The sequence below is a fragment of the Streptomyces sp. NPDC004266 genome, assembly GCF_042874095.1.
Classification (GTDB): Bacteria; Actinomycetota; Actinomycetes; order Streptomycetales; family Streptomycetaceae; genus Streptomyces.
This window is the reverse complement of sequence record NZ_JBIAMM010000001.1, coordinates 718,248-740,148: the sequence shown is the minus strand read 5'-3', so window position 1 is coordinate 740,148 and position 21,901 is coordinate 718,248. Positions and strand designations below refer to the sequence as shown.

General features: G+C 71.4%; 16 protein-coding genes. 7 read left to right on the top strand and 9 right to left on the bottom strand.

Going from position 1 to position 21,901, the window contains the following annotated elements; all coding sequences use genetic code 11:
* Positions 1 to 19: 19 nt before the first annotated feature.
* Positions 20 to 991, bottom strand: a complete 972-nt coding sequence (locus tag ACFYUZ_RS03290) for an ABC transporter ATP-binding protein (RefSeq protein ID WP_389306261.1) — start codon at positions 989 to 991, stop codon at positions 20 to 22.
* 20 nt (positions 992 to 1,011) lie between these two features.
* Complete coding sequence (locus ACFYUZ_RS03285) at positions 1,012 to 2,334, bottom strand: NYN domain-containing protein (RefSeq protein ID WP_389305829.1); 1,323 nt, start codon at positions 2,332 to 2,334, stop codon at positions 1,012 to 1,014.
* Between the two features lie 240 nt (positions 2,335 to 2,574).
* On the opposite strand from ACFYUZ_RS03285, the gene ACFYUZ_RS03280 reads away from it, so the two are divergent.
* A complete protein-coding gene (locus ACFYUZ_RS03280) occupies positions 2,575 to 2,748 on the top strand; it encodes a hypothetical protein (protein ID WP_389305827.1) in 174 nt (57 codons plus the stop codon).
* A gap of 68 nt (positions 2,749 to 2,816) precedes the next feature.
* Here the strand turns inward: ACFYUZ_RS03280 and dnaE are convergent, their stop codons facing one another.
* A complete protein-coding gene (dnaE, locus tag ACFYUZ_RS03275) occupies positions 2,817 to 6,356 on the bottom strand; it encodes a DNA polymerase III subunit alpha (RefSeq protein WP_389305825.1) in 3,540 nt (1,179 codons plus the stop codon).
* 213 nt (positions 6,357 to 6,569) lie between these two features.
* Between dnaE and ACFYUZ_RS03270 the strand changes: the two genes are divergently transcribed.
* From ACFYUZ_RS03270 to ACFYUZ_RS03250, 5 genes are all read left to right on the top strand, one after another.
* Entirely contained in the window at positions 6,570 to 7,898 is a 1,329-nt protein-coding gene (locus ACFYUZ_RS03270) for a DUF2252 domain-containing protein (protein WP_389305824.1), read from the top strand.
* A 70-nt stretch (positions 7,899 to 7,968) separates the two neighbouring features.
* Positions 7,969 to 8,655 (top strand): hypothetical protein, encoded by a 687-nt coding sequence (locus ACFYUZ_RS03265; protein ID WP_389305822.1) that lies wholly within the window; start codon positions 7,969 to 7,971, stop codon positions 8,653 to 8,655.
* Between the two features lie 53 nt (positions 8,656 to 8,708).
* The gene (locus ACFYUZ_RS03260; protein ID WP_389305820.1) at positions 8,709 to 9,524 is read left to right on the top strand and encodes a DsbA family protein; all 816 of its coding nucleotides are present in this window, start codon (positions 8,709 to 8,711) and stop codon (positions 9,522 to 9,524) included.
* A gap of 177 nt (positions 9,525 to 9,701) precedes the next feature.
* Positions 9,702 to 11,351 (top strand): alkaline phosphatase D family protein, encoded by a 1,650-nt coding sequence (locus tag ACFYUZ_RS03255; RefSeq protein WP_389305819.1) that lies wholly within the window; start codon positions 9,702 to 9,704, stop codon positions 11,349 to 11,351.
* Positions 11,352 to 11,689: 338 nt separating this feature from the next.
* The gene (locus tag ACFYUZ_RS03250; RefSeq protein WP_389305817.1) at positions 11,690 to 12,637 is read left to right on the top strand and encodes a zinc metalloprotease; all 948 of its coding nucleotides are present in this window, start codon (positions 11,690 to 11,692) and stop codon (positions 12,635 to 12,637) included.
* Positions 12,638 to 12,706: 69 nt separating this feature from the next.
* Here the strand turns inward: ACFYUZ_RS03250 and ACFYUZ_RS03245 are convergent, their stop codons facing one another.
* The 6 genes from ACFYUZ_RS03245 to ACFYUZ_RS03220 all read right to left on the bottom strand — a co-directional run bounded on the left by ACFYUZ_RS03245 (position 12,707) and on the right by ACFYUZ_RS03220 (position 18,087).
* Positions 12,707 to 13,276 carry a dienelactone hydrolase family protein gene (locus tag ACFYUZ_RS03245; protein WP_389305815.1) on the bottom strand — a complete coding sequence of 190 codons (570 nt, stop codon included), beginning with the start codon at positions 13,274 to 13,276 and terminating at the stop codon, positions 12,707 to 12,709.
* A 90-nt stretch (positions 13,277 to 13,366) separates the two neighbouring features.
* Positions 13,367 to 14,953: a Na+/H+ antiporter gene (locus tag ACFYUZ_RS03240; protein ID WP_389305813.1), complete on the bottom strand. Its 1,587-nt coding sequence runs from the start codon at positions 14,951 to 14,953 to the stop codon at positions 13,367 to 13,369.
* 164 nt (positions 14,954 to 15,117) lie between these two features.
* Positions 15,118 to 15,585, bottom strand: coding sequence for a GNAT family N-acetyltransferase (locus tag ACFYUZ_RS03235; protein ID WP_389305811.1), 468 nt, complete (start codon positions 15,583 to 15,585; stop codon positions 15,118 to 15,120).
* Positions 15,582 to 16,523 (bottom strand): RluA family pseudouridine synthase, encoded by a 942-nt coding sequence (locus ACFYUZ_RS03230; protein ID WP_225798680.1) that lies wholly within the window; start codon positions 16,521 to 16,523, stop codon positions 15,582 to 15,584. Before ACFYUZ_RS03230 ends, ACFYUZ_RS03235 begins: the two co-directional genes overlap by 4 nt.
* 17 nt (positions 16,524 to 16,540) lie before the next feature.
* Complete coding sequence (gene lspA, locus ACFYUZ_RS03225; RefSeq protein ID WP_389305809.1) at positions 16,541 to 17,197, bottom strand: signal peptidase II; 657 nt, start codon at positions 17,195 to 17,197, stop codon at positions 16,541 to 16,543.
* Positions 17,198 to 17,277: 80 nt separating this feature from the next.
* Positions 17,278 to 18,087, bottom strand: coding sequence for a TraR/DksA family transcriptional regulator (locus ACFYUZ_RS03220; RefSeq protein WP_389305807.1), 810 nt, complete (start codon positions 18,085 to 18,087; stop codon positions 17,278 to 17,280).
* Positions 18,088 to 18,628: 541 nt separating this feature from the next.
* Here ACFYUZ_RS03220 and ileS point away from each other — a divergent pair.
* Complete coding sequence (gene ileS / locus ACFYUZ_RS03215) at positions 18,629 to 21,760, top strand: isoleucine--tRNA ligase (RefSeq protein ID WP_389305805.1); 3,132 nt, start codon at positions 18,629 to 18,631, stop codon at positions 21,758 to 21,760.
* Positions 21,761 to 21,901 lie beyond the last annotated feature (141 nt).

Below are 21,901 nucleotides of genomic sequence, written 5' to 3'. Positions count from 1 at the left end.
ACGGGCGGTTCGTGGCGGGTCACGCCTTCACCAGCCCCTCGGTCGCGCCGCCCAGCGCGAGGTACACGTCCTCCAGGCTGGGCGTGGCCAGGGTGAAGTCGTCGAGCGCGGCGAACGCGGCCCCGCCGGTGACGGTGGCGACGGCCGCGCGGGCGGCGTCGGGGGCGAGCCGGAGGTGCCAGCGGCGTCCGGTCTCCTGGGCGCGTTCGCGCAGGGCGGCGACCTCGGGCAGGTGGAGCGGCGGCGTGTCGCGCCACACCAGTTCGACGCGGACCTCGCCGGCGACGCGTTCCTTGAGGCCGGCGGGGGTGTCGCAGGCGATGACCCGGCCGCGGTCGATGACGGCGACCCGGTCGAGGACGGTCTCGGCCTCGATGACGTTGTGGGTGACGAGCAGGACGGTGGCGCCGTGCTCGGCGCGGCGCCGGTCGACGGCGGCCCAGACGGCGCGCCGGGCGACGGGGTCCATGCCCGTGGTGGGTTCGTCGAGGACGAGCACCGGGCGGTGGCCGACGAGCGCGGCGGCGAAGCAGGCGAGCCGCCGCTGTCCGCCGGAGAGCTTCTTGAGGGGGCGGCCGGCGATCTCGCCGAGCCCGAGCTCGTCCAGGACGGCGTCGCGCTCGGCGCGGGCGTCGTGGGCGGTGAGGCCGCGCAGGCGTCCGGTGGTCTCGGCGGCGAGGGAGACGGTCAGCTCGTCGAGGGCGGTGGACTCCTGGCCGAGGTGGGCGAGGAGCCGGGCCGCCCGCTCGGGGTGGCGCACGAGGTCGTGGCCGAGCAGTTCGACGGTGCCGGAGTCGGGGCGCATGAGTCCGGTGAGCTGGCGGACGAGGGTGGTCTTGCCGGCGCCGTTGGGGCCGAGCAGGCCGAAGATCTCGCCGCCGCGCACGTCGAGGCTGATCCCGTCGGTGGCCCGCACCTCGGGGGTCGCGGGCGCGCCGCGCCTGCCGCGCGTGGCGGGGTACGTCTTGACCAGATCCCGCACCACGCACACCGTACTCACGGGGGAAGAGCCTACGGGGTCGCCGGGCCCGCTCCGGGCGCGGGGGCGGGTTCGGCGGCGGCCCGGACGTCGATCTCCCGCCAGAACCCGGCCCGGATGGCGTAGCGGTCGTGCTCGTCGATCTGGTCGTCCTTGTGGGCGAGAAGTCCGAATCGGGCGGCGTAGCGGAGGAGTTCGCCGTCGATGCGGTGCGGGATGCGGGGGTAGAGGGCGGAGAGCTTCTGGACGTGGCTCTGCTCGGGGAGCCGCTCCATCCATCGGCGGGCGAACACCTGTCCGACCTCGAAGGGGTCGCCGCCGACGGTGGTGATGTCCTCCTCGCGGTCGGCCCAGCGCTGCTCCGCGCTGGTGAGCGTGGCGAGGGTGGGCAGGGTGGCGGTCTCGGCCGGCTCGCCGAAGGAGGGGGCGGGGCGCTCGATCCAGCCCCGGTCGGAGGACCAGCGGAGCGCGCTCGCGCCCTGCGGCACCGGGGCGCCGGGGCCGCGCAGTCCCGCGAGGTCCTTGGGGGTGGGGACTCCCTTGCCGTTCACCGGGGAGGGCACGCCCGCGCCGTGGGCGTGCCCGTCGTCGCGGACGTGGCCGTCGGTGCGGGGGTGCTCGTGGCCGCCGTCGCCGCGCGCGCCGGCGGAGGCCGGAGCGCCGTCCCGTACGGCCGCGCCGTTGCCCGAGGCGGCCCGTTCGGCGGAGGCCGCGAGGGTCGCCTCGGGCAGCGGCGCGGAGAGGATGGCGGCGATCTCCGGGCGCGGGGCGGGCGGCGGCGCGCAGAGGCCGGTGAGGTCCTTGGCGCGGACGGCGCGGGTGATCCAGGCCCGGTCGAGGACGCGCCGCTCGTCGGCCTCGGCGACGAGGTCCTCGGACTGGTTGTAGTCGCCGTCGGCGGCCTGGACGGCCCACAGGTGGACGGCGACGCCGTGCTCCTTGGCCGACATGAGGCCGGGCAGCAGATCGCCGTCGCCGGTGACGAGCACGATGTCGGAGCAGGCCCTGTTCCTGGCGAGCTCGGTCAGCTCGGTGTGCATGGCCGCGTCGACGCCCTTCTGCGCCCAGCGCCCGTCGCTCCTGGTCAGAGCACCGAGCCGGACGGTGACGCGGGGCATCACGCGCAGTCTGCGGTGCTCGGGCTGGGGCACCCGGTCGGGCGCGCCGTCGAACCAGTAGATCCGCAGGAGGGGCAGCGCGGTCTCGGCCTCGGCGCGCTGCCGCAGCTGCTGGATCAGGCCGGCGTGGTCGACGGTGATCCTGGAACGGGCCGGTTCCCCGGCGAGGAGACTGGCGGCGGCGCCCAGCAGATAGCCGGCGTCCACCAGGACGACGCAGCGGTCCACGTGTTCCACCCTCTTTCGTGAGCCTCGGGGTCGGCTCGGGATCGGAATCGGGATCGGAAGGTGCTTCGGGTTTCCTTCGAGTCTGCCCGACCGCCGGGGGCTTGACCGTCGGAACTGGATCATCGGCGTGGCGGATGTCACGCCCCGGCGGCCCCTCACGGTCCGTAATGATCCAACATGCGGCGCTTCGTGCCGTATGTGAGTCTGACAGCGGCCCTGGCCCCTAGGACCCTTTGAGGAGGCATCCCCATGGCCAAGAACCGCAACCAGAACCGCGGTCAGAAGCAGCAGTCCCCCGCCGAGCGCGGCACGCAGCAGGCGCAGCAGTCCGCGATGGAATCGCAGGCCGAGCAGCGCGCGAGCCAGGTCACCCCCGGCGACATGGCCCGCAAGGGTCGTCAGAAGCGCTTCGGGCACAACTGACGCGGTCCGACGGCAAAGGGGCGCGCCCGTGACGACGGGCGCGCCCCTTGCGCGTGTGCGGGGTGGACTCAGCCGGCCAGGCAGGACGGGCCGAGCAGCACCTTCAGGTCTCCGAAGAGCGCCGGGTCGGGCTGCACCCGGTGCCGGTCGAGCCGGAGGACCGTCGTCTTCCGGGGGCCCTGGAGCTTGATCCGCACCTCGGTGTTGCCCTTGTGGTGCTTGAGGATCTCGCCGAGCCTGCTGACCATCGGCGGGGTCACCTTCACCGTCGGGATGGTGAGGACCACCGGGGCGTTGGTCCCGGCGTTCGACAGGTCGGGGACCATCAGCTCCATGGCGACGAGCCGGGGCACGTCCTCGCGCTTGTCGAGCCGTCCCTTCACGAAGACGACCGTGTCCTCGACGAGCTGGGTGGAGACCAGCTGGTAGGTGGCCGGGAAGAACATGCACTCGATGGAGCCGGCCAGGTCCTCGACGGTGGCGATCGCCCAGGCGTTGCCCTGCTTGGTCATCTTGCGCTGGAGGCCGGAGATGATGCCGCCGATGGTGACGACCGCCCCGTCGCCGTGCTCGCCTCCGGTCAGCTGGGAGATCGCCGCGTCCGTCTTGTCGGACAGGACGTGCTCGATGCCGAAGAGCGGGTGGTCGGAGACGTACAGGCCGAGCATCTCGCGCTCCTGGGCGAGCAGGTACGACTTCTCCCACTCGACGTCGGAGAACTCGACGTCGAGGCCGAAGCCGGGCTCGTCGCTCGCCTCCTCGCCCATCCCGCCGAAGAGGTCGAACTGTCCCTCGGCCTCCTTGCGCTTGACCGCCACCACGTTGTCGATCATGGGTTCGTGGTGGGCGACCAGGCCCTTGCGGGTGTGGCCCATCTCGTCGAAGGCGCCGGCCTTGATCAGCGACTCGACCGTCCGCTTGTTGCAGACGACGGCCTCGACCTTGTCGAGGAAGTCGGGGAAGGAGGAGTACTTCCCCTTGGCCTTGCGCGTCTTGATGATCGACTCGACGACGTTGGTGCCGACGTTCCGGATGGCGGAGAGGCCGAAGAGGATCACGTCGTCGCCCTGGGCGGCGAAGTTCGACTCGGACTCGTTCACGTTGGGCGGCAGGACCTTGATGCCCATGCGGCGGCACTCGTTGAGGTAGACCGCGGACTTGTCCTTGTCGTCCTTGACCGAGGTGAGTAGTCCCGCCATGTACTCGGCGGGGTGGTTCGCCTTGAGGTAGGCGGTCCAGTAGGAGACCAGGCCGTACGCGGCGGAGTGCGCCTTGTTGAAGGCGTAGCCGGCGAAGGGGACCAGGACGTCCCAGAGGGCCTGGATGGCCTCGTCGCTGTAGCCGTTCTTCTTGGCGCCGGCCTGGAAGATGGTGAAGTTCTTCGCCAGCTCCTCGGGCTTCTTCTTGCCCATGACGCGGCGGAGGATGTCGGCCTCGCCGAGCGAGTAGCCGGCGATGATCTGGGCGGCCTTCTGCACCTGCTCCTGGTACACGATGAGGCCGTAGGTGACCGCGAGCACCTCTTCGAGCGGCTTCTCCAGCTCGGGGTGGATCGGGGTGATCTCCTGCTGGCCGTTCTTGCGCAGCGCGTAGTTCGTGTGCGAGTTCATGCCCATCGGGCCCGGGCGGTAGAGCGCGGACACGGCGGAGATGTCTTCGAAGTTGTCCGGCTTCATCAGCCGGAGCAGGGAGCGCATGGGGCCGCCGTCGAACTGGAAGACACCGAGGGTGTCGCCGCGCTGGAGCAGTTCGAAGGTCTTCTGGTCGTCGAGCGGCAGCGCCAGGAGATCGATGTCGATCCCCTTGTTGGACTTCACCATCTTGACGGCGTCGTCCATGATCGTGAGGTTGCGCAGGCCGAGGAAGTCCATCTTCAGCAGGCCGAGCGACTCGCACTGCGGGTAGTCCCACTGCGTGATGGTGACGCCGTCGGTGTGCCGCACCCAGATCGGGGCGTGGTCGACGATCGGCTCGCTGGACATGATCACGCCGGCGGCGTGCACGCCCATCTGGCGGACCAGGCCCTCGACGCCCCGGGCGGTGTCGATGACCTTCTTGACGTCCGGCTCGTTCTCGTACATCGCGCGGATCTCGCCGGCCTCGCTGTAGCGCGGGTGCGAGGGGTCGGTGATGCCGTTGAGGTCGATGCCCTTGCCGAGGACGTCGGCGGGCATGGCCTTGGTGAGCCGGTCGCCCATGGCGTACGGGTAGCCGAGGACGCGCGCGGAGTCCTTGATGGCGTTCTTCGCCTTGATCTTTCCGTACGTGCCGATCATGGCGACCTTGTCGGAGCCGTACTTCTCCGTCACGTACCGGATCACCTCGACGCGCCGACGCTCGTCGAAGTCGATGTCGACATCGGGCATCGAGATGCGCTCGGGGTTGAGGAAGCGCTCGAAGATCAGGCCGTGCGGGATCGGGTCGAGGTCGGTGATGCCCATGGCGTACGCGACGATCGAACCGGCCGCGGAGCCTCGGCCGGGGCCGACGGCGATGCCCTGCTTCTTCGCCCACATGATGAAGTCGGCGACGACGAGGAAGTAGCCGGGGAAGCCCATCGAGATGATGGTGTCCATCTCGTACTCGACCTGCTTCATGCGGTCCTCCGGGATCCCGTTCGGGAAGCGGCGGTGCATGCCCCGCATGGTCTCCTCGCGGAACCAGGTGACCTCGGTGTAGCCCTCGGGGATGTCGAACCTCGGCATGAGGTTCTTGGCCTCGAACATGCCGGTGGTGTCGACCTGCTCCGCGACGAGCAGGGTGTTCGCGCAGCCCTCCTGCCAGGCGTCCGAGGAGTCGATGGCGTACATCTCGTCCGTGGACTTCAGGTAGTAGCCGGTGCCGTCGAACTTGAAGCGGTCCGGGTCCGAGAGGTTCTTGCCGGTCTGGATGCAGAGCAGGGCGTCGTGCGCGCCGGCCTCGTGCGCGTACGTGTAGTGCGAGTCGTTCGTGACCAGCGGCGGGATGCCGAGCTTCTTGCCGATCTCCAGGAGCCCGTCGCGGACCCGGCGCTCGATCTCGATGCCGTGGTCCATCAGCTCCAGGAAGTAGCGGTCCTTGCCGAAGATGTCCTGGTACTCGGAGGCGGACTTCAGGGCCTCGTCGAACTGGCCGAGGCGCAGTCGGGTCTGGAGCTCGCCGGAGGGGCAGCCGGTGGAGGCGATCAGGCCCTCGGACCACTGGGAGATGGTCTCCTTGTCCATCCGGGGCCACTTCTGCAGCCAGCCCTCGGCGTAGGCGTCGGAGGAGAGCTTGAAGAGGTTGTGCAGGCCGGTGGCGTTCGCCGCCCAGATGGTCTTGTGGGTGTAACCGCCGGAGCCGGAGACGTCGTCCTTCTTCTGGTGCGGCTGGCCCCACTGGATCTTCCGCTTGTTGCGCCGGGACTCCGGGGCGACGTACGCCTCGATGCCGATGATCGGCGTGACCCCGGCCTTCTTCGCCGAGTGGAAGAAGTCGTACGCCCCGTGCAGGTTGCCGTGGTCGGACATGGCGATGTGGGTCATGCCCATCTCGTTGCACGCGTTGAACATGTCCTTCAGCCGCGCGGCACCGTCCAGCAGCGAGTACTGGGTGTGGACGTGGAGGTGCGTGAAGGGCGGCTTGGTCACGGTGGGAGGCCTCCGGTGAATTCCTGGGGGGACAGCGTGGAAGTCTACGTCGGCCGACCGACAGTCCGGAGTGCAACACTGCGGGGCCAAGCCCCTCGACGAGGGGTGGCGGCCGGGCGCCGGGCGGGCACTCGGGGGTACGGTCACGCGTTGGGAGACCGGGAACACCTGTCCCATTTGTCATCAGCAATCCTGCACCAGGAGGCACCCTCGATGTCGGTCCCGCAGCCCACCGCAGCCGAGCGCGGTGAGCACATCCTCGCCGTCTTCGACACCGCCTTCGGCGAGCTCCTCGCCGCCGATCCCGCGGCCTTCCGCGTCAAGTTCCGGAAGATGGCCGGTTCCGCCTTCGCCTTCTACCGCGGCACCGCGTGCCTGTTCTACGCGGACCTGGAGCGGGAGGCCCACGGCGGCGGCCCGTACCTGGACGAGCAGACCGGCCGGGTCTGGATCCACGGCGATCTCCACGCCGAGAACTTCGGCACCTACATGGACGCCAACGGCCGCCTCGTCTTCAACGTCAACGACTTCGACGAGGCGTACGTCGGCCCCTTCACCTGGGACCTGAAGCGGCTCGCGGCCTCGCTCGCCCTGATCGGCTACGCCAAGGCGCTCAGCGACGAGCAGATCACCCACCTGGTCCGGATCTACGCCGCGGCCTACCGCGAGCGGATCCACGCCCTCGCGACCGGCGCCAAGGGCGACGAGGTCCCCTCCTTCACCCTGGAGACCGCCGACGGGGCACTGCTCGGCGCCCTGCGCCAGGCCAGGGCGCTGACCCGCTTCGGGCTGCTCGACTCCATGACCGAGATCCGCGACTTCGAGCGGCGCTTCGCGGCGGGCGGCGGCGCGATCGAGCTGGACGCGGCGAGCCGGTACAAGGTCCTCGCCGCCTTCGACGGCTACCTGGAGACCCTGCCGGAGTCCTCCCTCGCCCGCCCCGACTCGTACCGGGTGAAGGACGTCGTCGGGCGGCGCGGGATCGGCATCGGCTCGGCCGGCCTCCCCTCGTACAACATCCTCCTGGAGGGCAACAGCGACGCCCTGGAGAACGACGTCGTGATCTACCTGAAGCAGGCGCAGACCCCCGCGGTCTCGCGGCACGTCACGGACGAGGCGGTGCGCGGGTACTTCCACCACGAGGGGCACCGCACGGTGATCTCGCAGCGGGCGCTCCAGGCGCACGCCGACCCGTGGCTGGGCTGGACGGAGCTGGACGGGGCCGGTCAGCTGGTCGCCGAGGTGTCGCCGTACGCGGTGGACCTGGACTGGTCGGACATCGACGACCCGCAGGACATCGCGGCCACCGTCGCCGACCTGGGCCGGGCGACGGCCACGATGCACGCGGCGGCGGACGACTCCAGCGGCCACTCCCTGGTCCCCTTCTCGACGGAGCGGGCCATCGACGCGGCGATCGCCGCCGACGAGGAGGGCTTCGCCGAGCTCCTGGTCGACTTCGCGCACACCTACGGAGCGCGGGCGCGGGCGGACCACCAGATCTTCGTGGACCTCTTCCGCAACGGCCGGATCCCGGGGCTGTAGGGGCCGGTGCGATCGCCCACAGGTTCTGTTTAAGGACCCCTTACGGGCCCACATGGGACACTCCACGACGATGGACATGGCAGGGACGCAGCTGAGGGCGCTGCGGGCGGCGTTCTTCACGGCACTGGTCGTGACGCTGTCCGTGGCGTCCCACGTGCTGCTCTCCCGCGTGCCGCTGCCGCTCGCGACCGTCCTCCCGGTCGCGGTCGGCGTCTTCGCCGTGGCGTACGCCCTGGCCGGCCGCGAGCGCGGCCTCGGCCCGATCGCCGGGCTCCTCGTGCCGCTGGAGCTGGCCGCCGACACCCTCTTCACCAGCGGTCAGGCGGTCTGTTACGGCCCCGCCGGCGGCCCGGTGGCCGGTTCGCTGCGCTCGGTGGGCGTGGAGGTGTTCTGCGGCGGCGCCGTCGGCACGCCGCTGCCCGGCGTGGTGGCCCCGGAGAGCGGGGGCGCGGCCGCCCTGGTCGACTCCCCCGACCCGGCGCTGCCCTGGCTGCTCCTCCTGGCGCACGTGGGCGTGGGGCTCTCGGCTGCCTGCTGGCTGCGCGGCGGCGAGCGGGCGCTCGCCCGGCTGCTCCGCGCGGTGGAGGCCTTCGCGTTCCGGCCGCTGCTGCTCGTGGCGGCCTTCTTCCGGGCCTCCGGTCCGGCGCCGCGGCGGGCCGTGCGGCCCGTCGAGCGGCCCCGGTCCTCCCGCGCCCGGCTCCTCGTGCACTCCGTGGGGCGGCGGGGGCCGCCGCGTCGGGTGCTCGCTCTCGTCTGAGCGGGCCCCGACGCGCCCCCTGCCTTTCCCCACCTCTCACGGAGATCACGATCATGAGTGCACGCAACAGCCACGCCAACAAGGCCGCCGCCCGCGAGCGACTGCGCGAGGAGCGCGAGCGCCAGGCGAAGAAGGACCGCGCGCGCCGGCAGCTCGTCGTCGGCGTCTCGGCCGTGGCCGTCCTGGCCGCCGCCGGCGGCATCGGCTACGCGGTGGTCCGGTCGAACCAGCCCTCCCACTGGGAGTCGGCGGCCGACGCGAAGACCGTGACGGCCCCGAAGAACACCACGGGCCCGAACGGCACGACCGTCGTCATCGGCAAGGCCTCCGCGAAGAAGACCCTGGAGCTGTACGAGGACTCGCGCTGCCCGGTCTGCGCGACCTTCGAGCAGTCCGTGGGCTCCACGGTCGAGAAGGACGTCGCGGCCGGCAAGTACAAGATCCGGTACGTCGGCGCCACCTTCATCGACAACGGCATCCCGGGCGAGGGCTCGAAGAACGCCCTCTCGGCGCTGGGCGCCGCGCTGGACGTCAGCCCCGAGGCCTTCCTGAAGTACAAGTCCGCCCTGTACTCGACGAAGTTCCACCCGGAGGAGAAGGACGACAAGTTCGCCAAGGACTCCTACCTCCTGGAGGTGGCGGACTCGGTCCCGGCGCTCAAGGGCAACGCCGAGTTCAGGAAGAACGTCGAGGACGGCACCTTCGACGCGTGGGCGATGAAGATGTCGAAGGCCTTCGACGCCAGCGGGGTGCAGGGCACCCCGACGCTGAAGATGGACGGCAAGCCCGTCACGGTCCAGGGCACGGACAACCCGCCGATGACGGTGGCCGAGTTCGACACGGCGATCGGCGCGGCCCTCAAGGCCTGACGCCGCACGCCCCGCCATGGCCCCGGACCTCAGGGTCCGGGGCCGAGGCGTCCGCGCGGGACCCGGCAGGCCCGGGAGCCGGGCGGCACGGGACTCCGGCGTCCTCCGGGCGACCAGTGGGCGAACTTCCGGAATTCGCCTGCCCCTCGGGCGTACCCGTCAGTAATCTGACTGCCCGTGACCAGTCGTTTCATATCACCCGCCCCCACGCGGCGCGCCGTCGTCAAGGCCGCCGCCGTCACCGCCGTCGCCACGCCCGTCCTGCTCGGCGCGGCCTCCCCGGCGCTCGCGGACACCGGGGCGCCCGCCTTCCTCCACGGCGTCGCCTCCGGCGACCCGCTGCCCGACGGCGTCCTGCTCTGGACGCGCGTCACCCCCGTCCCCGAGGCCGTGCCCGGATCCGGCCTCGGCCCCGACGTCCAGGTCGGCTGGGAGCTCGCCGAGGACCGCGCCTTCGCCCGGGTCGTCGCCTCCGGCACCACCACGGCGAGCGCCGCCTCGGACCACACGGTGAAGGCCGACGTCCGGGGCCTGCGCCCGGCCACCGCCTACTGGTTCCGCTTCACCGTGGGCACCGTCGTCTCCCCGGCCGCCCGCACCCGCACCGCGCCCGCCGCCGACGCCGACGCGCCCGGGGTCCGCTTCGGCGTGGTCTCCTGCGCCAACTGGGAGTCCGGCCACTTCTCCGCGTACCGCCATCTCGCGGCCCGCGCCGACCTGGACGCGGTCCTCCACCTCGGCGACTACCTGTACGAGTACGCCACCGGCGCCTACCCCGAGGCGAAGTACGTCGTCCGGCAGCACGAGCCGCGCCACGAGATCGTCTCGCTCGCCGACTACCGCACCCGGCACGGGAAGTACAAGACGGACGCCGACCTCCAGGCGCTGCACGCGGCGCACCCGGTGATCGCGATCTGGGACGACCACGAGTTCGCCAACGACGCCTGGTCGGGCGGGGCCGAGAACCACACCCCGGGCGCCGAGGGCGAGTGGGCGGCCCGGGTGGCCGCCGCGAAGCAGGCCTACTTCGAGTGGATGCCGGTCCGCGCCTCCACGGAGGGCACGGTCTTCCGCCGCCTGCGCTTCGGCAGGCTGGCCGATCTGCATCTGCTCGACCTGCGGTCGTTCCGCTCCGCGTCGGCGAAGACGGGCAGCGGCACGGTCGACGACCCGGAGCGGAGCATCACCGGCCGCGCGCAGCTGGACTGGCTCAAGGCCGGCCTCGCCGGCTCGGACGCGGCCTGGCAGCTGGTCGGCACCTCGGTGATGATCTCGCCGGTCGCCTTCGGCTCGCTGCCCGCGTACCTCCTGGAGCCGCTCGCGGGGCTTCTCGGCCTGCCGAAGGAGGGGCTCGCGGTCAACGTCGACCAGTGGGACGGCTACACCGACGACCGCAAGGAGCTGCTCGCGCACCTGACCGCGCGGGCGATCCGGAACACGGTCTTCCTGACCGGTGACATCCACATGGCCTGGGCCAACGACGTGCCGGTGAAGGCCGCGACGTACCCGCTCTCGGAGTCGGCGGCGACCGAGTTCGTGGTCACCTCGGTGACCTCGGACAACCTGGACGACCTGCTGCACGTGGCCCCGGGCACCCTCTCGGTGGTGGCCGCGGGGGCCGTGAAGGCCGCCAACCGCCATGTGAAGTGGGTGGACATGGACCACCACGGGTACGGCGTGCTCGACGTGACCGCCGCGCGCTCGCAGATGGACTACTACACGGTCTCCGACAAGAGGGACCCGGCCGCGACGGCGGCCTGGGCGCGCTCGTACCGCACGCTGAGCGGAACGCAGCGTGTCGAGCGGGTGTACCAGCCGGTGCTGTGACCGCCGCCTGAACGGCGATTTTCAGCCATGATCTCTTGTGTTAACGGGAGATCACATCACTACGGCGGGTGGTGGGTTCCGGAGATCGAATCCGGACACACCACCCGCCTCTGCCGTTTCCTTCGTTACGCCCACGTCTCAAACCCTGGAAGCGACGCAAGTTTTTCTTCCCGATGACCCGAATTGCCCCATGAATGATTGGGCCTGATCCATGCTCAACGACATATGACATGGACGCGTAATCTCCGGGCGGTGGCGAGGAAGTCCCTCTCCACAACCCCCCGCAAGGAGTCACCGTGCGTGCTCTCGTCCGCATATCACCCCGTATGTCGCGTCGTATGATCGGCACCGCCGTCATGGCCGGAACCCTGGCCCTGGCCCCGCTGTCCGCCCCGGCGGCCACCCCGTCGACCACCACGCTGGCTTCGGCCGAGAAGTGCGCGGACGGCACCACCGCCCTCTCCGGCGCCCGCAAGGCGAAGGGCGACGCCACCAAGGCCGAGCCCAACGACGTCACCGCCGCCCAGGCCAAGGCCATGGACGACGACCTGAAGAAGAAGGTCGCCTCCGCCCGGAACGCCGGCCGCCTCAGCGCCGCCACCGCCGCCGCCGGCGCGACCATCCCCGTCTACTTCCACGTGATCCACAGCGGCACGACGGGCAAGCTCTCCGCCACCGCCGTCAGCAACCAGATGGCCGTCCTCAACGCCGCCTACGCGGGCCAGGGCACCGGCAACGTGAACACGGGCTTCCAGTTCTCGCTGGCCGCGACCGACTACACGGACAACGCCACCTGGTACAACCTGTCCTCCGGCTCCCAGGCCGAGAAGGACATGAAGAACACCCTGCGCAAGGGCGGCGCCAACGCCCTGAACATCTACACCGCCAACCTCGGCGGCGGACTGCTCGGCTGGGCGACCTTCCCCAGCTCCTACACGTCCCAGCCGAAGATGGACGGCGTCGTCATCCTCGACACCTCTCTCCCCGGCGGCTCCGCGGCCAACTACAACGAGGGCGACACCGCCACCCACGAGGTCGGCCACTGGATGGGCCTATACCACACCTTCCAGGGCGGCTGCACGGGCAACGGCGACTACGTCGCCGACACCCCGGCCGAGAAGAGCCCCGCGTACGAGTGCCCGACCGGCCGTGACTCCTGCACCTCGAAGGCCGGTGTGGACCCGATCCACAACTTCATGGACTACACGTACGACTCCTGCATGTACCAGTTCACCTCGGGCCAGGTGACCCGCATGAACGACTCGTGGGTCGCGTACCGCGCCTGACGGTCCGTCCGCAGAGCATGAGTGTGGCCCCGGGGAACTCCCCGGGGCCACACCCCTTTTCCCGCCGTCCTACAGCTCGTCGAGGAAGGCGAGCGCCACCGCCCAGGTCCGCTCCGCCGCCTCCTCGTCCCAGTCGGGCAGCTCCGGGTCCGTGTAGATGTGCCCCGCCCCCCGGTAGCGGTGGACCTCCACCTCCGCCCCCGCCCTGCGCATCTGGAGGTACCAGGAGGACAGCCAGTCGTCCGTCTCGAAGGGGTCGGGCTCGGCCACGTGCAGCTGGACCGGCAGCTCGTCCACCGAGGCGGACTCCGCGAGGTCCGAGGTGCCGTGGAACAGCAGCAGCCCGCGCGCCTTCTCGTCCCCGAGCGCCAGGGTCTGCGCGATCGAGGCGCCGAGGGAGAGGCCCATGTAGACCAGGCCCCGCTCCGAGTAGGGGGCGGCGGCCAGGACCGCGCGCTTCAGCAGCTCGTCCTTGCCGATCTCGTCCCGGAGCTTCACGCCCTCCTCGACGGTGCCGACCGTCCGGCCGTCGTAGAGGTCCGGCGTCCAGACCCGGTGGCCGGCGGCCCGGAGCCGCTCGGCGGCCGCCTCGACGGAAGGGGTCAGGCCATAGGCCGAGTGGAAGAGCATGATGTCCATGCGTCCCATCCTGCCACCCGGCGCCGACAGGCCCCGGCCCTGCCCGGCGGACCCGGCCCAGGCCCTGCCCGGCGGACCCCGCCCCGGCCCTCAGCGCATGCTGCGCACGTCCAGGTGACGCAGCACCCGGTCCACCACCTCGGGATCGGCGCCGGGTTCGCTGCGTGCCGCGAGGATCTCGTGCCGGGCGGCCGACATCAGCTCCCGCTGGATCCGCTGCACCGCCTTGAACCGCTTCGTCCGCTCCACGAAGGCGGCCCGCCGCTCGTCGTCCACCATGTCGGGGCTGATCCGCGCCCCGATGTCGTACGCCCCGCGCATCAGCCGCTCCTGGACCTCCTCGGGCAGCTCCTCGACCTCCTCGATCTCCTTGAGCCTGCGCCTGGCGGCCTTCGCGGCCCGGATCGCGAGCTCGCGCTCCAGGGCGCGCTCGGCGTCCGCGTCGGCCCGCACCCCGAGCCGCCTGACCAGCCAGGGCAGCGTGAGGCCCTGGAAGACGAGAGTGGCGATGATCACGCAGAAGGCGATGAAGACGATCTCGTCGCGGCCGGGGAAGGGCGCGCCGTCGTCGGTGCGGAGCGGGATGGCGAGCGCCAGCGCGACCGAGGCCACCCCGCGCATCCCCGCCCACCACATGACGACGGTCTCCCGCCAGCTCATCGGGATCTCCTCGTCGACGTCCCGGAGCGTGTGCAGCCGCTTCGCCAGCCAGGTGGCGGGGAGCAGCCACAGCAGCCGGACGCCGACGACCACGCCGACGACGGCGGCGCCCCAGCCGAGCATCTCCCCGCCGTGTCCCTTCGCGACTCCGAACACGTGGATGAGTTCCAGGCCGATGAGGCCGAAGGCGATGCCGGTGACGAGGGTGTCGACGATCTGCCAGAAGGTCTGTCCGGCGAGCCGTCCCATGACGTCGTCGGCGTCGGCCGCGTGCTCGGCCAGGAAGAGCGCGGTGAGCAGGACGGCGAGGACTCCGGAGCCGTGCAGCTCCTCGGCGACGACGTAGCTCACGAAGGGGACGAGGAGGGTGAGGCCGGTCTGCAGGGTGGCGTCGCCGAGGAGTCCGATGAGCTTGTTGGCGAGCCAGCCGAGCGCCAGACCGACGGCCACGGCGACCACGGCGGAGAGCGCGAACTGGCCGAGGGCGTGGGGCCAGGAGAAGGAGCCGCTGACGACGGCGGCGATCGCCACGTGGTAGAGGACGATCGCGGTGACGTCGTTGAAGAGCCCCTCGCCCTCCAGGATCGACACCAGCCGGCGGGGCAGCCCCAGCGAGCCGGCCACGGCGGTCGCGGCGACCGGGTCCGGCGGGGCGACGAGGGCGCCGAGCGCGAGGGCGGCGGCCAGCGGGAGGCCGGGGACGAGCGAGTGCGCGACCGCGCCGACGGCGGCGGTGGTGACGAAGACCAGGGCCACCGCGAGCAGGAAGATGGGCCGCCTGTTGGCCGCGAACTGCCGCCAGGAGGTCCGCTGCACGGAGGCGTACAGCAGGGGCGGCAGCACCAGCGGGAGGATGAACTCCGGCGGGATCTCGACGTTCGGCACGAAGGGCAGGAAGGCCAGCACGATCCCGACGAGGGTCATCAGGACCGGCGCGGGCAGCCCGAGTCGCTCGCCGAGGGGCACGGTGAGCAGGGCGCCGAGGAGCAGCAGGAAGAGCAGGGCCAATTGATCCACGGCCCCACCCTGTCACGTACGTCCGTTTTGGCGCCGATTGCCCGAGCCGCAGACGGCGATCGCCCGGGCCGCACACGGCACTCGCCCGAACCGCACACGGCGCTCGCCCGGGCCGCACCGGGAATCGCGTACGACGCCCCGGCCCGCGGTCGGCGGACCCGCGCCTACAGGGCCTTCCGCATGGCCCGGTGCGGCATCCCCGCGTCCGGGAACTCGGGCCCGTACGCCACGTAGCCGAGCCGCTCGTAGAAGCCCAGCGCGTGGGTCTGCGCGTGGAGGTCGACGGCGCTCAGACCGCGCTCCCGGGCCACGTCCTCGACGGCCCGCACGAGCGCCGCGCCGACCCCGAGGCCGCGGGCGGCCTTGGTCACCGCGAGCCGCCCGAGGGAGCCGACGGAGGCGTCGGCGCCGGTCCTGCCGGTCGCGTCCGCCCCGTGCAGGAGCCGTCCGGTGCCCAGCGGGACGCCGTCCGCGCGGACCGCGAGCACGTGCACGGCCGTCTCGTCGTACGTGTCGTACTCCAGCTCGCGCGGGACGCCCTGCTCCTCGACGAAGACCTCGCGGCGCACCGCGAAGCAGGCTTCGCGGTCCTCGTGCCCCACGGCCTCGCGGACGGCATGGGCGGCGCTCACCGGCTCTCCGACGCGATCCGGTCGAGGGCCTTCTGCAGGTCCTCGGGGTAGGTGCTGGCGAACTCGACCCAGGAGCCGTCGCCCGGGTGCTCGAAGCCGAGGCGGACGGCGTGCAGCCACTGCCGGGTCAGGCCGAGGCGCTTGGCGAGCGTCGGGTCGGCGCCGTAGGTGAGGTCGCCGACGCAGGGGTGGCGGTGGGCGGACATGTGCACCCGGATCTGGTGGGTGCGGCCCGTCTCCAGCTTGATGTCGAGCAGCGAGGCCGAGCGGTACGCCTCGATGAGGTCGTAGTGCGTGACGGAGGGCTTGCCGTCGGCGGTGACCGCCCACTTGTAGTCGTGGTTCGGGTGCCGGCCGATGGGCGCGTCGATGGTGCCGCTCATCGGGTCCGGGTGGCCCTGGACCAGCGCGTGGTAGCGCTTGTCGACCGTGCGCTCCTTGAACTGGCGCTTGAGCGAGGTGTACGCGTACTCCGACTTGGCGACCACCATCAGACCGGAGGTGCCGACGTCGAGGCGGTGCACGATGCCCTGGCGCTCGGCGGCGCCGGAGGTGGAGATGCGGTACCCGGCGGCGGCGAGGCCGCCGATGACCGTGGTGCCGGTCCAGCCGGGGCTGGGGTGCGCGGCGACGCCGATCGGCTTCATGATCACGACGATGTCGTCGTCGTCGTGGACGATCTCCATGCCCTCGACGGGCTCGGCGACGACCTGCACGGGCGCGGGCGCGCCCGGCATCTCGACCTCGAGCCACGCGCCGCCGCTGACCCGCTCGGACTTGCCGACGACGGAGCCGTCGACCTGGACCTTCCCTGCGGCGGCCAGCTCGGCCGCCTTCGTACGGGAAAACCCGAACATACGGGCGATGGCGGCGTCGACGCGCTCGCCCTCCAGGCCATCGGGAACGGGCAGCGTGCGGATCTCGGGACTCGTGCTCACCCGTCGAGTATGCCTTGTCAGTCCTTGTGGACGGTGCCGTCGGGGTCCAGGCCCCGGAACGACAGGATGACGATCAGGATGCCGCCGCAGACGATCGCCGAGTCGGCGAGGTTGAAGACGGCGAAGTGCGCGGGGGCGATGAAGTCCACGACCGCGCCCTCGAAGACGCCCGGCGCGCGGAAGATGCGGTCCGTGAGGTTGCCGAGCGCGCCGCCGAGCAGCAGGCCGAGCGCGATCGCCCAGGGCAGGCTGTAGAGCTTCCGCGCCAGCCGGATGATCACGACGATCACGGCGGCCGCGATGCAGGTGAAGATGATCGTGAAGGCCTCGCCCATGCCGAAGGCGGCGCCCGGGTTGCGGATGGCGTCGAGCCGCAGCAGGTCGCCGACCAGGTCGATCGGCTCGTGGCCCTCCAGCTTGGCGACCACCAGCATCTTGCTGCCGAGGTCGAGCAGGTAGGCGAGCACGGCCACGACGAAGAGGGCGACGATCCTGCGCCTGCCTCTGGGCCGCTCCTGGGGAGCGGCCGCGCCGTCGGGGGCCGACGCGCCGTCGTGGTCCGACGCGCCGTCCGGGGCCGCGGTCTCCTCGCGGGCCGCGGACTCGTCGGAGGCGGCCGTCTCGTCGGCCCCTGCTGAATCCGGCGTACCGATGATGCGCTCCGCCTCTGCCACGTGAGTGAGTCCCTCGACCTCGATGCCTGACCGTGCACCGAGGGTACGGCACAGGCGTACGAGACCGGCAGCCGAGATCGTCAGCCGCGCCGCTCCTGTCGCTGTTTGTCCTCGACGCAGAGCGTGGCCCGCGGGAAGGCCTGCATCCGCGCCTTGCCGATCGGCTTCCCGCACACCTCGCACAGGCCGTACGTGCCCGCGTCGAGCCGCTCCAGGGCGTGCTCGGTCTGCTCCAGCATCTCCCGGGCGTTCGCGGCGAGGGCCAGCTCGTGCTCGCGGGTGATGTTCTTGGTGCCCGTATCGGCCTGGTCGTCCCCGGCACCGTCGCCCGAGTCCCGCATCAGGCCGGTCAGCTCCTCCTGGGAGTGGACGAGCTCGCTGCGCAGCCTCAGCACCTCCGCCTGGAGGCCGCTGCGGGCCTCGGCGACCTCCTCCGGCGTCCAGGGGTCCTCGCCGGGCCGCACCGCGAGCTCGCCGGCCCGCGCCGGGGGCACCGCCGCCTCGTCCCCGACGGTCGTGACGCCACCCGCGGTCTTCTTCGCTGCCACCGTCCTGGCTCCTGTCTGCTTCTTGGCGGCGGGCGCCTTCCTGGCGGCCGCCTTCTTCGCCACCGCCTTCTTGGCGGGCGTCTTCGGGGCGGAGGCGTCGGGGGCGGAGACCGCGGCACCGGGCCCGACGGGGGCGGCGTCCTCGGCGTCCGCCTCCCGGGCCGCGGCCTTCCCGGCCGGCTTCCTCTTCGCGACCTTCTTCCCGGCGGGCGTCCTCTCGGCGACCGCGACCGACTTCCCGGCGACCGTCGACTTCTTGCCGGCCACGTCCTTGGCGACCTCGGTCGCACCGGTGGAACCGGCGGCCGAGGTCTTCTTCGCGGCGGTCTTCTTCGCCACCATGTCGCGGCCCCTTCACATTTTGTGATCTTGCTCGCGAATCGTGCTGGGACGATAAATCGGCCCAAGGCCCGCGGCAACGGGGCACGCCGCCGTTCCCACCCGCCCCCGCTCCCCGCGGGGCGGGCCTGCCTCCGTTGTGCCCAGCTCCCCGCCCGGTTATCCGTCCCGCCCCTCCCCCACATGGCCGCAACGCAAGTCCGGCACCCCCCGTATGGCCATTCGGGTCACGGGAAAACCGGTCTGCCGCCCGCCCCCGGGCCCCGTACACTGGCCACAGCGAAAGGCTTGGATGGGGACGAGTAGCGTCGCAAGCAGCCATGAGCGACCCGGGGACGGTGAGAGCCCGGGGGCGAGCCCGATGTGAAGCATCACCCCGGAGCCGTCGGAAGAAAGCCGCACGACAGGGCGGTGACTAGACCCGGCGTCGCGACCCCAATGAGGGGGCTCAGGACGATCACGTCCGGGGCCAAGGAGGGTGGTACCGCGGGAGCAGTGCTCTCGTCCCTCCGACGGAAGAGAACCGTCCGCCGGAGGAAGATCGATGTCGCAGTACCGCCAGGTGCCCGCCCAGGTCGACCTGCCCGCGCTGGAGCACGACGTGCTCGATTTCTGGCGCGAGAGCAAGGTCTTCGCGAAGACCCTGGAGCAGTCCGAGGGACGCCCCGAGTGGGTGTTCTACGAAGGCCCGCCCACCGCCAACGGCATGCCCGGCGCCCACCACATCGAGGCCCGCGTCTTCAAGGACGTGTTCCCCCGCTTCCGGACCATGCGCGGCTACCACGTGGCCCGCAAGGCCGGCTGGGACTGCCACGGCCTGCCGGTCGAGCTCGCCGTCGAGAAGGAGCTCGGCTTCTCCGGCAAGAAGGACATCGAGGCGTACGGCATCGCCGAGTTCAACGCCAAGTGCCGCGAGTCCGTGACCCGGCACACCGACGCCTTCGCCGAGCTCACGACCCGCATGGGCTACTGGGTCGACCTCGACGACGCCTACCGGACCATGGACCCCTCGTACATCGAGTCGGTCTGGTGGTCCCTCAAGCAGATCTTCGACAAGGACCTGCTCGTCCAGGACCACCGCGTCGCCCCCTGGTGCCCCCGCTGCGGCACCGGCCTCTCCGACCACGAGCTGGCCCAGGGCTACGAGACGGTCGTCGACCCCTCCGTGTACGTGCGCTTCCCGCTCACGTCCGGCCCCCTCGCGGGCAAGGCGGCGCTCCTGGTCTGGACGACGACCCCCTGGACCCTGGTGTCCAACACGGCGGTCGCCGCGCACCCCGAGGTGACGTACGTGGTCGCCACGGACGGCGACGAGCGCGTCGTCGTCGCCCAGCCGCTGGTCGAGAAGGCCCTCGGCGAGGGCTGGGTCACCACGGGCGAGTCCTTCACGGGCGCGGAGATGGAGCGCTGGACGTACCAGCGCCCCTTCGAGCTCGTCGAGTTCCCCGAGCCGGCGCACTACGTCGTCAACGCCGAGTACGTCACGACCGAGGACGGCACGGGTCTGGTCCACCAGTCCCCCGCCTTCGGCGAGGACGACCTCAAGGTCTGCAAGGCCTACGGCCTGCCGGTCGTGAACCCGGTCCGCCCCGACGGCACCTTCGAGGAGGACGTGCCGCTGGTCGGCGGCGTCTTCTTCAAGAAGGCCGACGAGGCGCTCACCGCCGACCTGGACGCGCGCGGCCTGCTCTTCAGGCACATCGCGTACGAGCACAGCTACCCGCACTGCTGGCGCTGCCACACGGCCCTGCTCTACTACGCGCAGCCGTCCTGGTACATCCGTACGACCGCCGTGAAGGACCGTCTCCTCGAGGAGAACGAGAAGACGAACTGGTTCCCGGAGTCGGTCAAGCACGGCCGCTTCGGCGACTGGCTGAACAACAACATCGACTGGGCGCTCTCCCGCAACCGCTACTGGGGCACCCCGCTGCCGATCTGGCGCTGCGAGGACGACCACCTGACCTGCGTGGGCTCGCGCGCGGAGCTCACCGAGCTGACGGGCACCGACCAGTCGGAGCTCGACCCGCACCGCCCGTACATCGACGCGGTCACCTTCCCGTGCCCCAGCTGCTCGAAGACCGCCACCCGCGTGCCGGAGGTCATCGACGCCTGGTACGACTCGGGCTCGATGCCGTTCGCGCAGTACGGCTACCCGTACAAGAACAAGGAGCTCTTCGAGTCCCGCTACCCCGCCCAGTTCATCTCCGAGGCCATCGACCAGACCCGTGGCTGGTTCTACACGCTGATGGCCGTCGGCACGCTCGTCTTCGACAAGTCGTCCTACGAGAACGTGGTCTGCCTGGGCCACATCCTCGCCGAGGACGGCCGGAAGATGTCCAAGCACCTGGGCAACATCCTCCAGCCGATCCCGCTCATGGACCAGCACGGCGCCGACGCGGTCCGCTGGTTCATGGCGGCCGGCGGCTCGCCGTGGGCGGCGCGCCGGGTGGGCCACGGCACGATCCAGGAAGTGGTGCGCAAGACCCTCCTCACCTACTGGAACACGGTCGCCTTCCAGGCGCTGTACGCCCGCACGTCCGGCTGGGCGCCCAGCTCCGCCGACCCGGCGCCGGCCGACCGCACGGTCCTCGACCGCTGGCTGCTCTCCGAGCTGAACACGCTGGTCGCCGAGACCACCGAGGCGATGGAGACGTACGACACCCAGCGCACCGGCAAGCTGATCTCGGCCTTCGTCGACGACCTCTCCAACTGGTACGTGCGCCGCTCCCGCCGCCGCTTCTGGCAGGGCGACAAGGCCGCGCTGCGCACGCTCCACGACGTCATCGAGACGGTCACCCGCCTGATGGCCCCGCTGACCCCCTTCATCACGGAGCGGGTCTGGCAGGACCTGGTCGTGCCGGTGACCCCCGACGCCCCCGAGTCGGTCCACCTCTCCACCTGGCCCGAGGCCGACGCCGCCCTGATCGACGGCACCCTCTCCGAGCAGATGCTCCTGGTCCGCCGCCTGGTCGAGCTGGGCCGGGCCACGCGCGCGGAGTCCGGCGTGAAGACCCGCCAGCCGCTGTCCCGCGCGCTGGTCGCGGCGGCCGGCTTCACGGCCCTGTCGCCCGAGCTCCAGGCCCAGATCACGGAGGAGCTGAACGTCTCCTCGCTCGCCTCCCTGTCGGAGGTCGGCGGCTCGCTCGTCGACACGACGGCGAAGGCGAACTTCCGGGCCCTCGGCAAGCGCTTCGGCAAGGGCGTCCAGGACGTGGCCAAGGCGGTGGCCGCGGCCGACGCGGCGGCGCTGTCGCTGGCGCTGCGGTCCGGCGAGGCGACGCTCTCGGTGAACGGCGAGGACATCACCGTCACCCCGGAGGAGATCATCATCACGGAGACCCCCCGCGAGGGCTGGTCGGTCGCCTCCGACGCGGGCGCGACGGTGGCGCTGGACCTGGAGATCACCCCGGAGCTCCGGCGCGCGGGCCTGGCCCGTGACGCGATCCGTCTGATCCAGGAGGCCCGCAAGAACAGCGGCCTGGACGTCGCGGACCGCATCGCGCTGCGGTGGACGTCCACGTCCCCGGAGACGGTGGACGCGCTGACGGCCCACGCGTCCCTGATCGCGGACGAGGTCCTGGCGACGGACTACGCGCAGGGCGAGGCCGACGGCTCGTACGGCGAGCCGTTCGAGGACGAGTCCCTGACCCTCGCCTTCCGCCTCCGCAAGGCATAACCCCACCCGAAGGGCCCGCCTCCCCCCCGGGGGCGGGCCCTTCGCCTTACCCACCCCCGCGCCCCCGTTGTGAGCAGTCGTTCCGCCGGGGCGGTGCCCCACCGTGCCCCCGTTGCGGGCTGCGCCCGCCGGGGCGGTGCC

Bases quoted from the DNA above. Each gene is read 5' to 3' on its own strand.
- ACFYUZ_RS03265 (WP_389305822.1), top strand. From the start codon at position 7,969: ATGGACATGGCAGGGACGCAGCTGAGGGCGCTGCGGGCGGCGTTCTTC.
- ACFYUZ_RS03280 (WP_389305827.1), top strand. From the start codon at position 2,575: ATGGCCAAGAACCGCAACCAGAACCGCGGTCAGAAGCAGCAGTCCCCC.
- ACFYUZ_RS03260 (WP_389305820.1), top strand. From the start codon at position 8,709: ATGAGTGCACGCAACAGCCACGCCAACAAGGCCGCCGCCCGCGAGCGA.
- ACFYUZ_RS03270 (WP_389305824.1), top strand. From the start codon at position 6,570: ATGTCGGTCCCGCAGCCCACCGCAGCCGAGCGCGGTGAGCACATCCTC.
- ileS (WP_389305805.1), top strand. From the start codon at position 18,629: ATGTCGCAGTACCGCCAGGTGCCCGCCCAGGTCGACCTGCCCGCGCTG.
- ACFYUZ_RS03250 (WP_389305817.1), top strand. From the start codon at position 11,690: ATGATCGGCACCGCCGTCATGGCCGGAACCCTGGCCCTGGCCCCGCTG.
- ACFYUZ_RS03245 (WP_389305815.1), bottom strand. From the start codon at position 13,276: ATGGACATCATGCTCTTCCACTCGGCCTATGGCCTGACCCCTTCCGTC.
- ACFYUZ_RS03220 (WP_389305807.1), bottom strand. From the start codon at position 18,087: ATGGTGGCGAAGAAGACCGCCGCGAAGAAGACCTCGGCCGCCGGTTCC.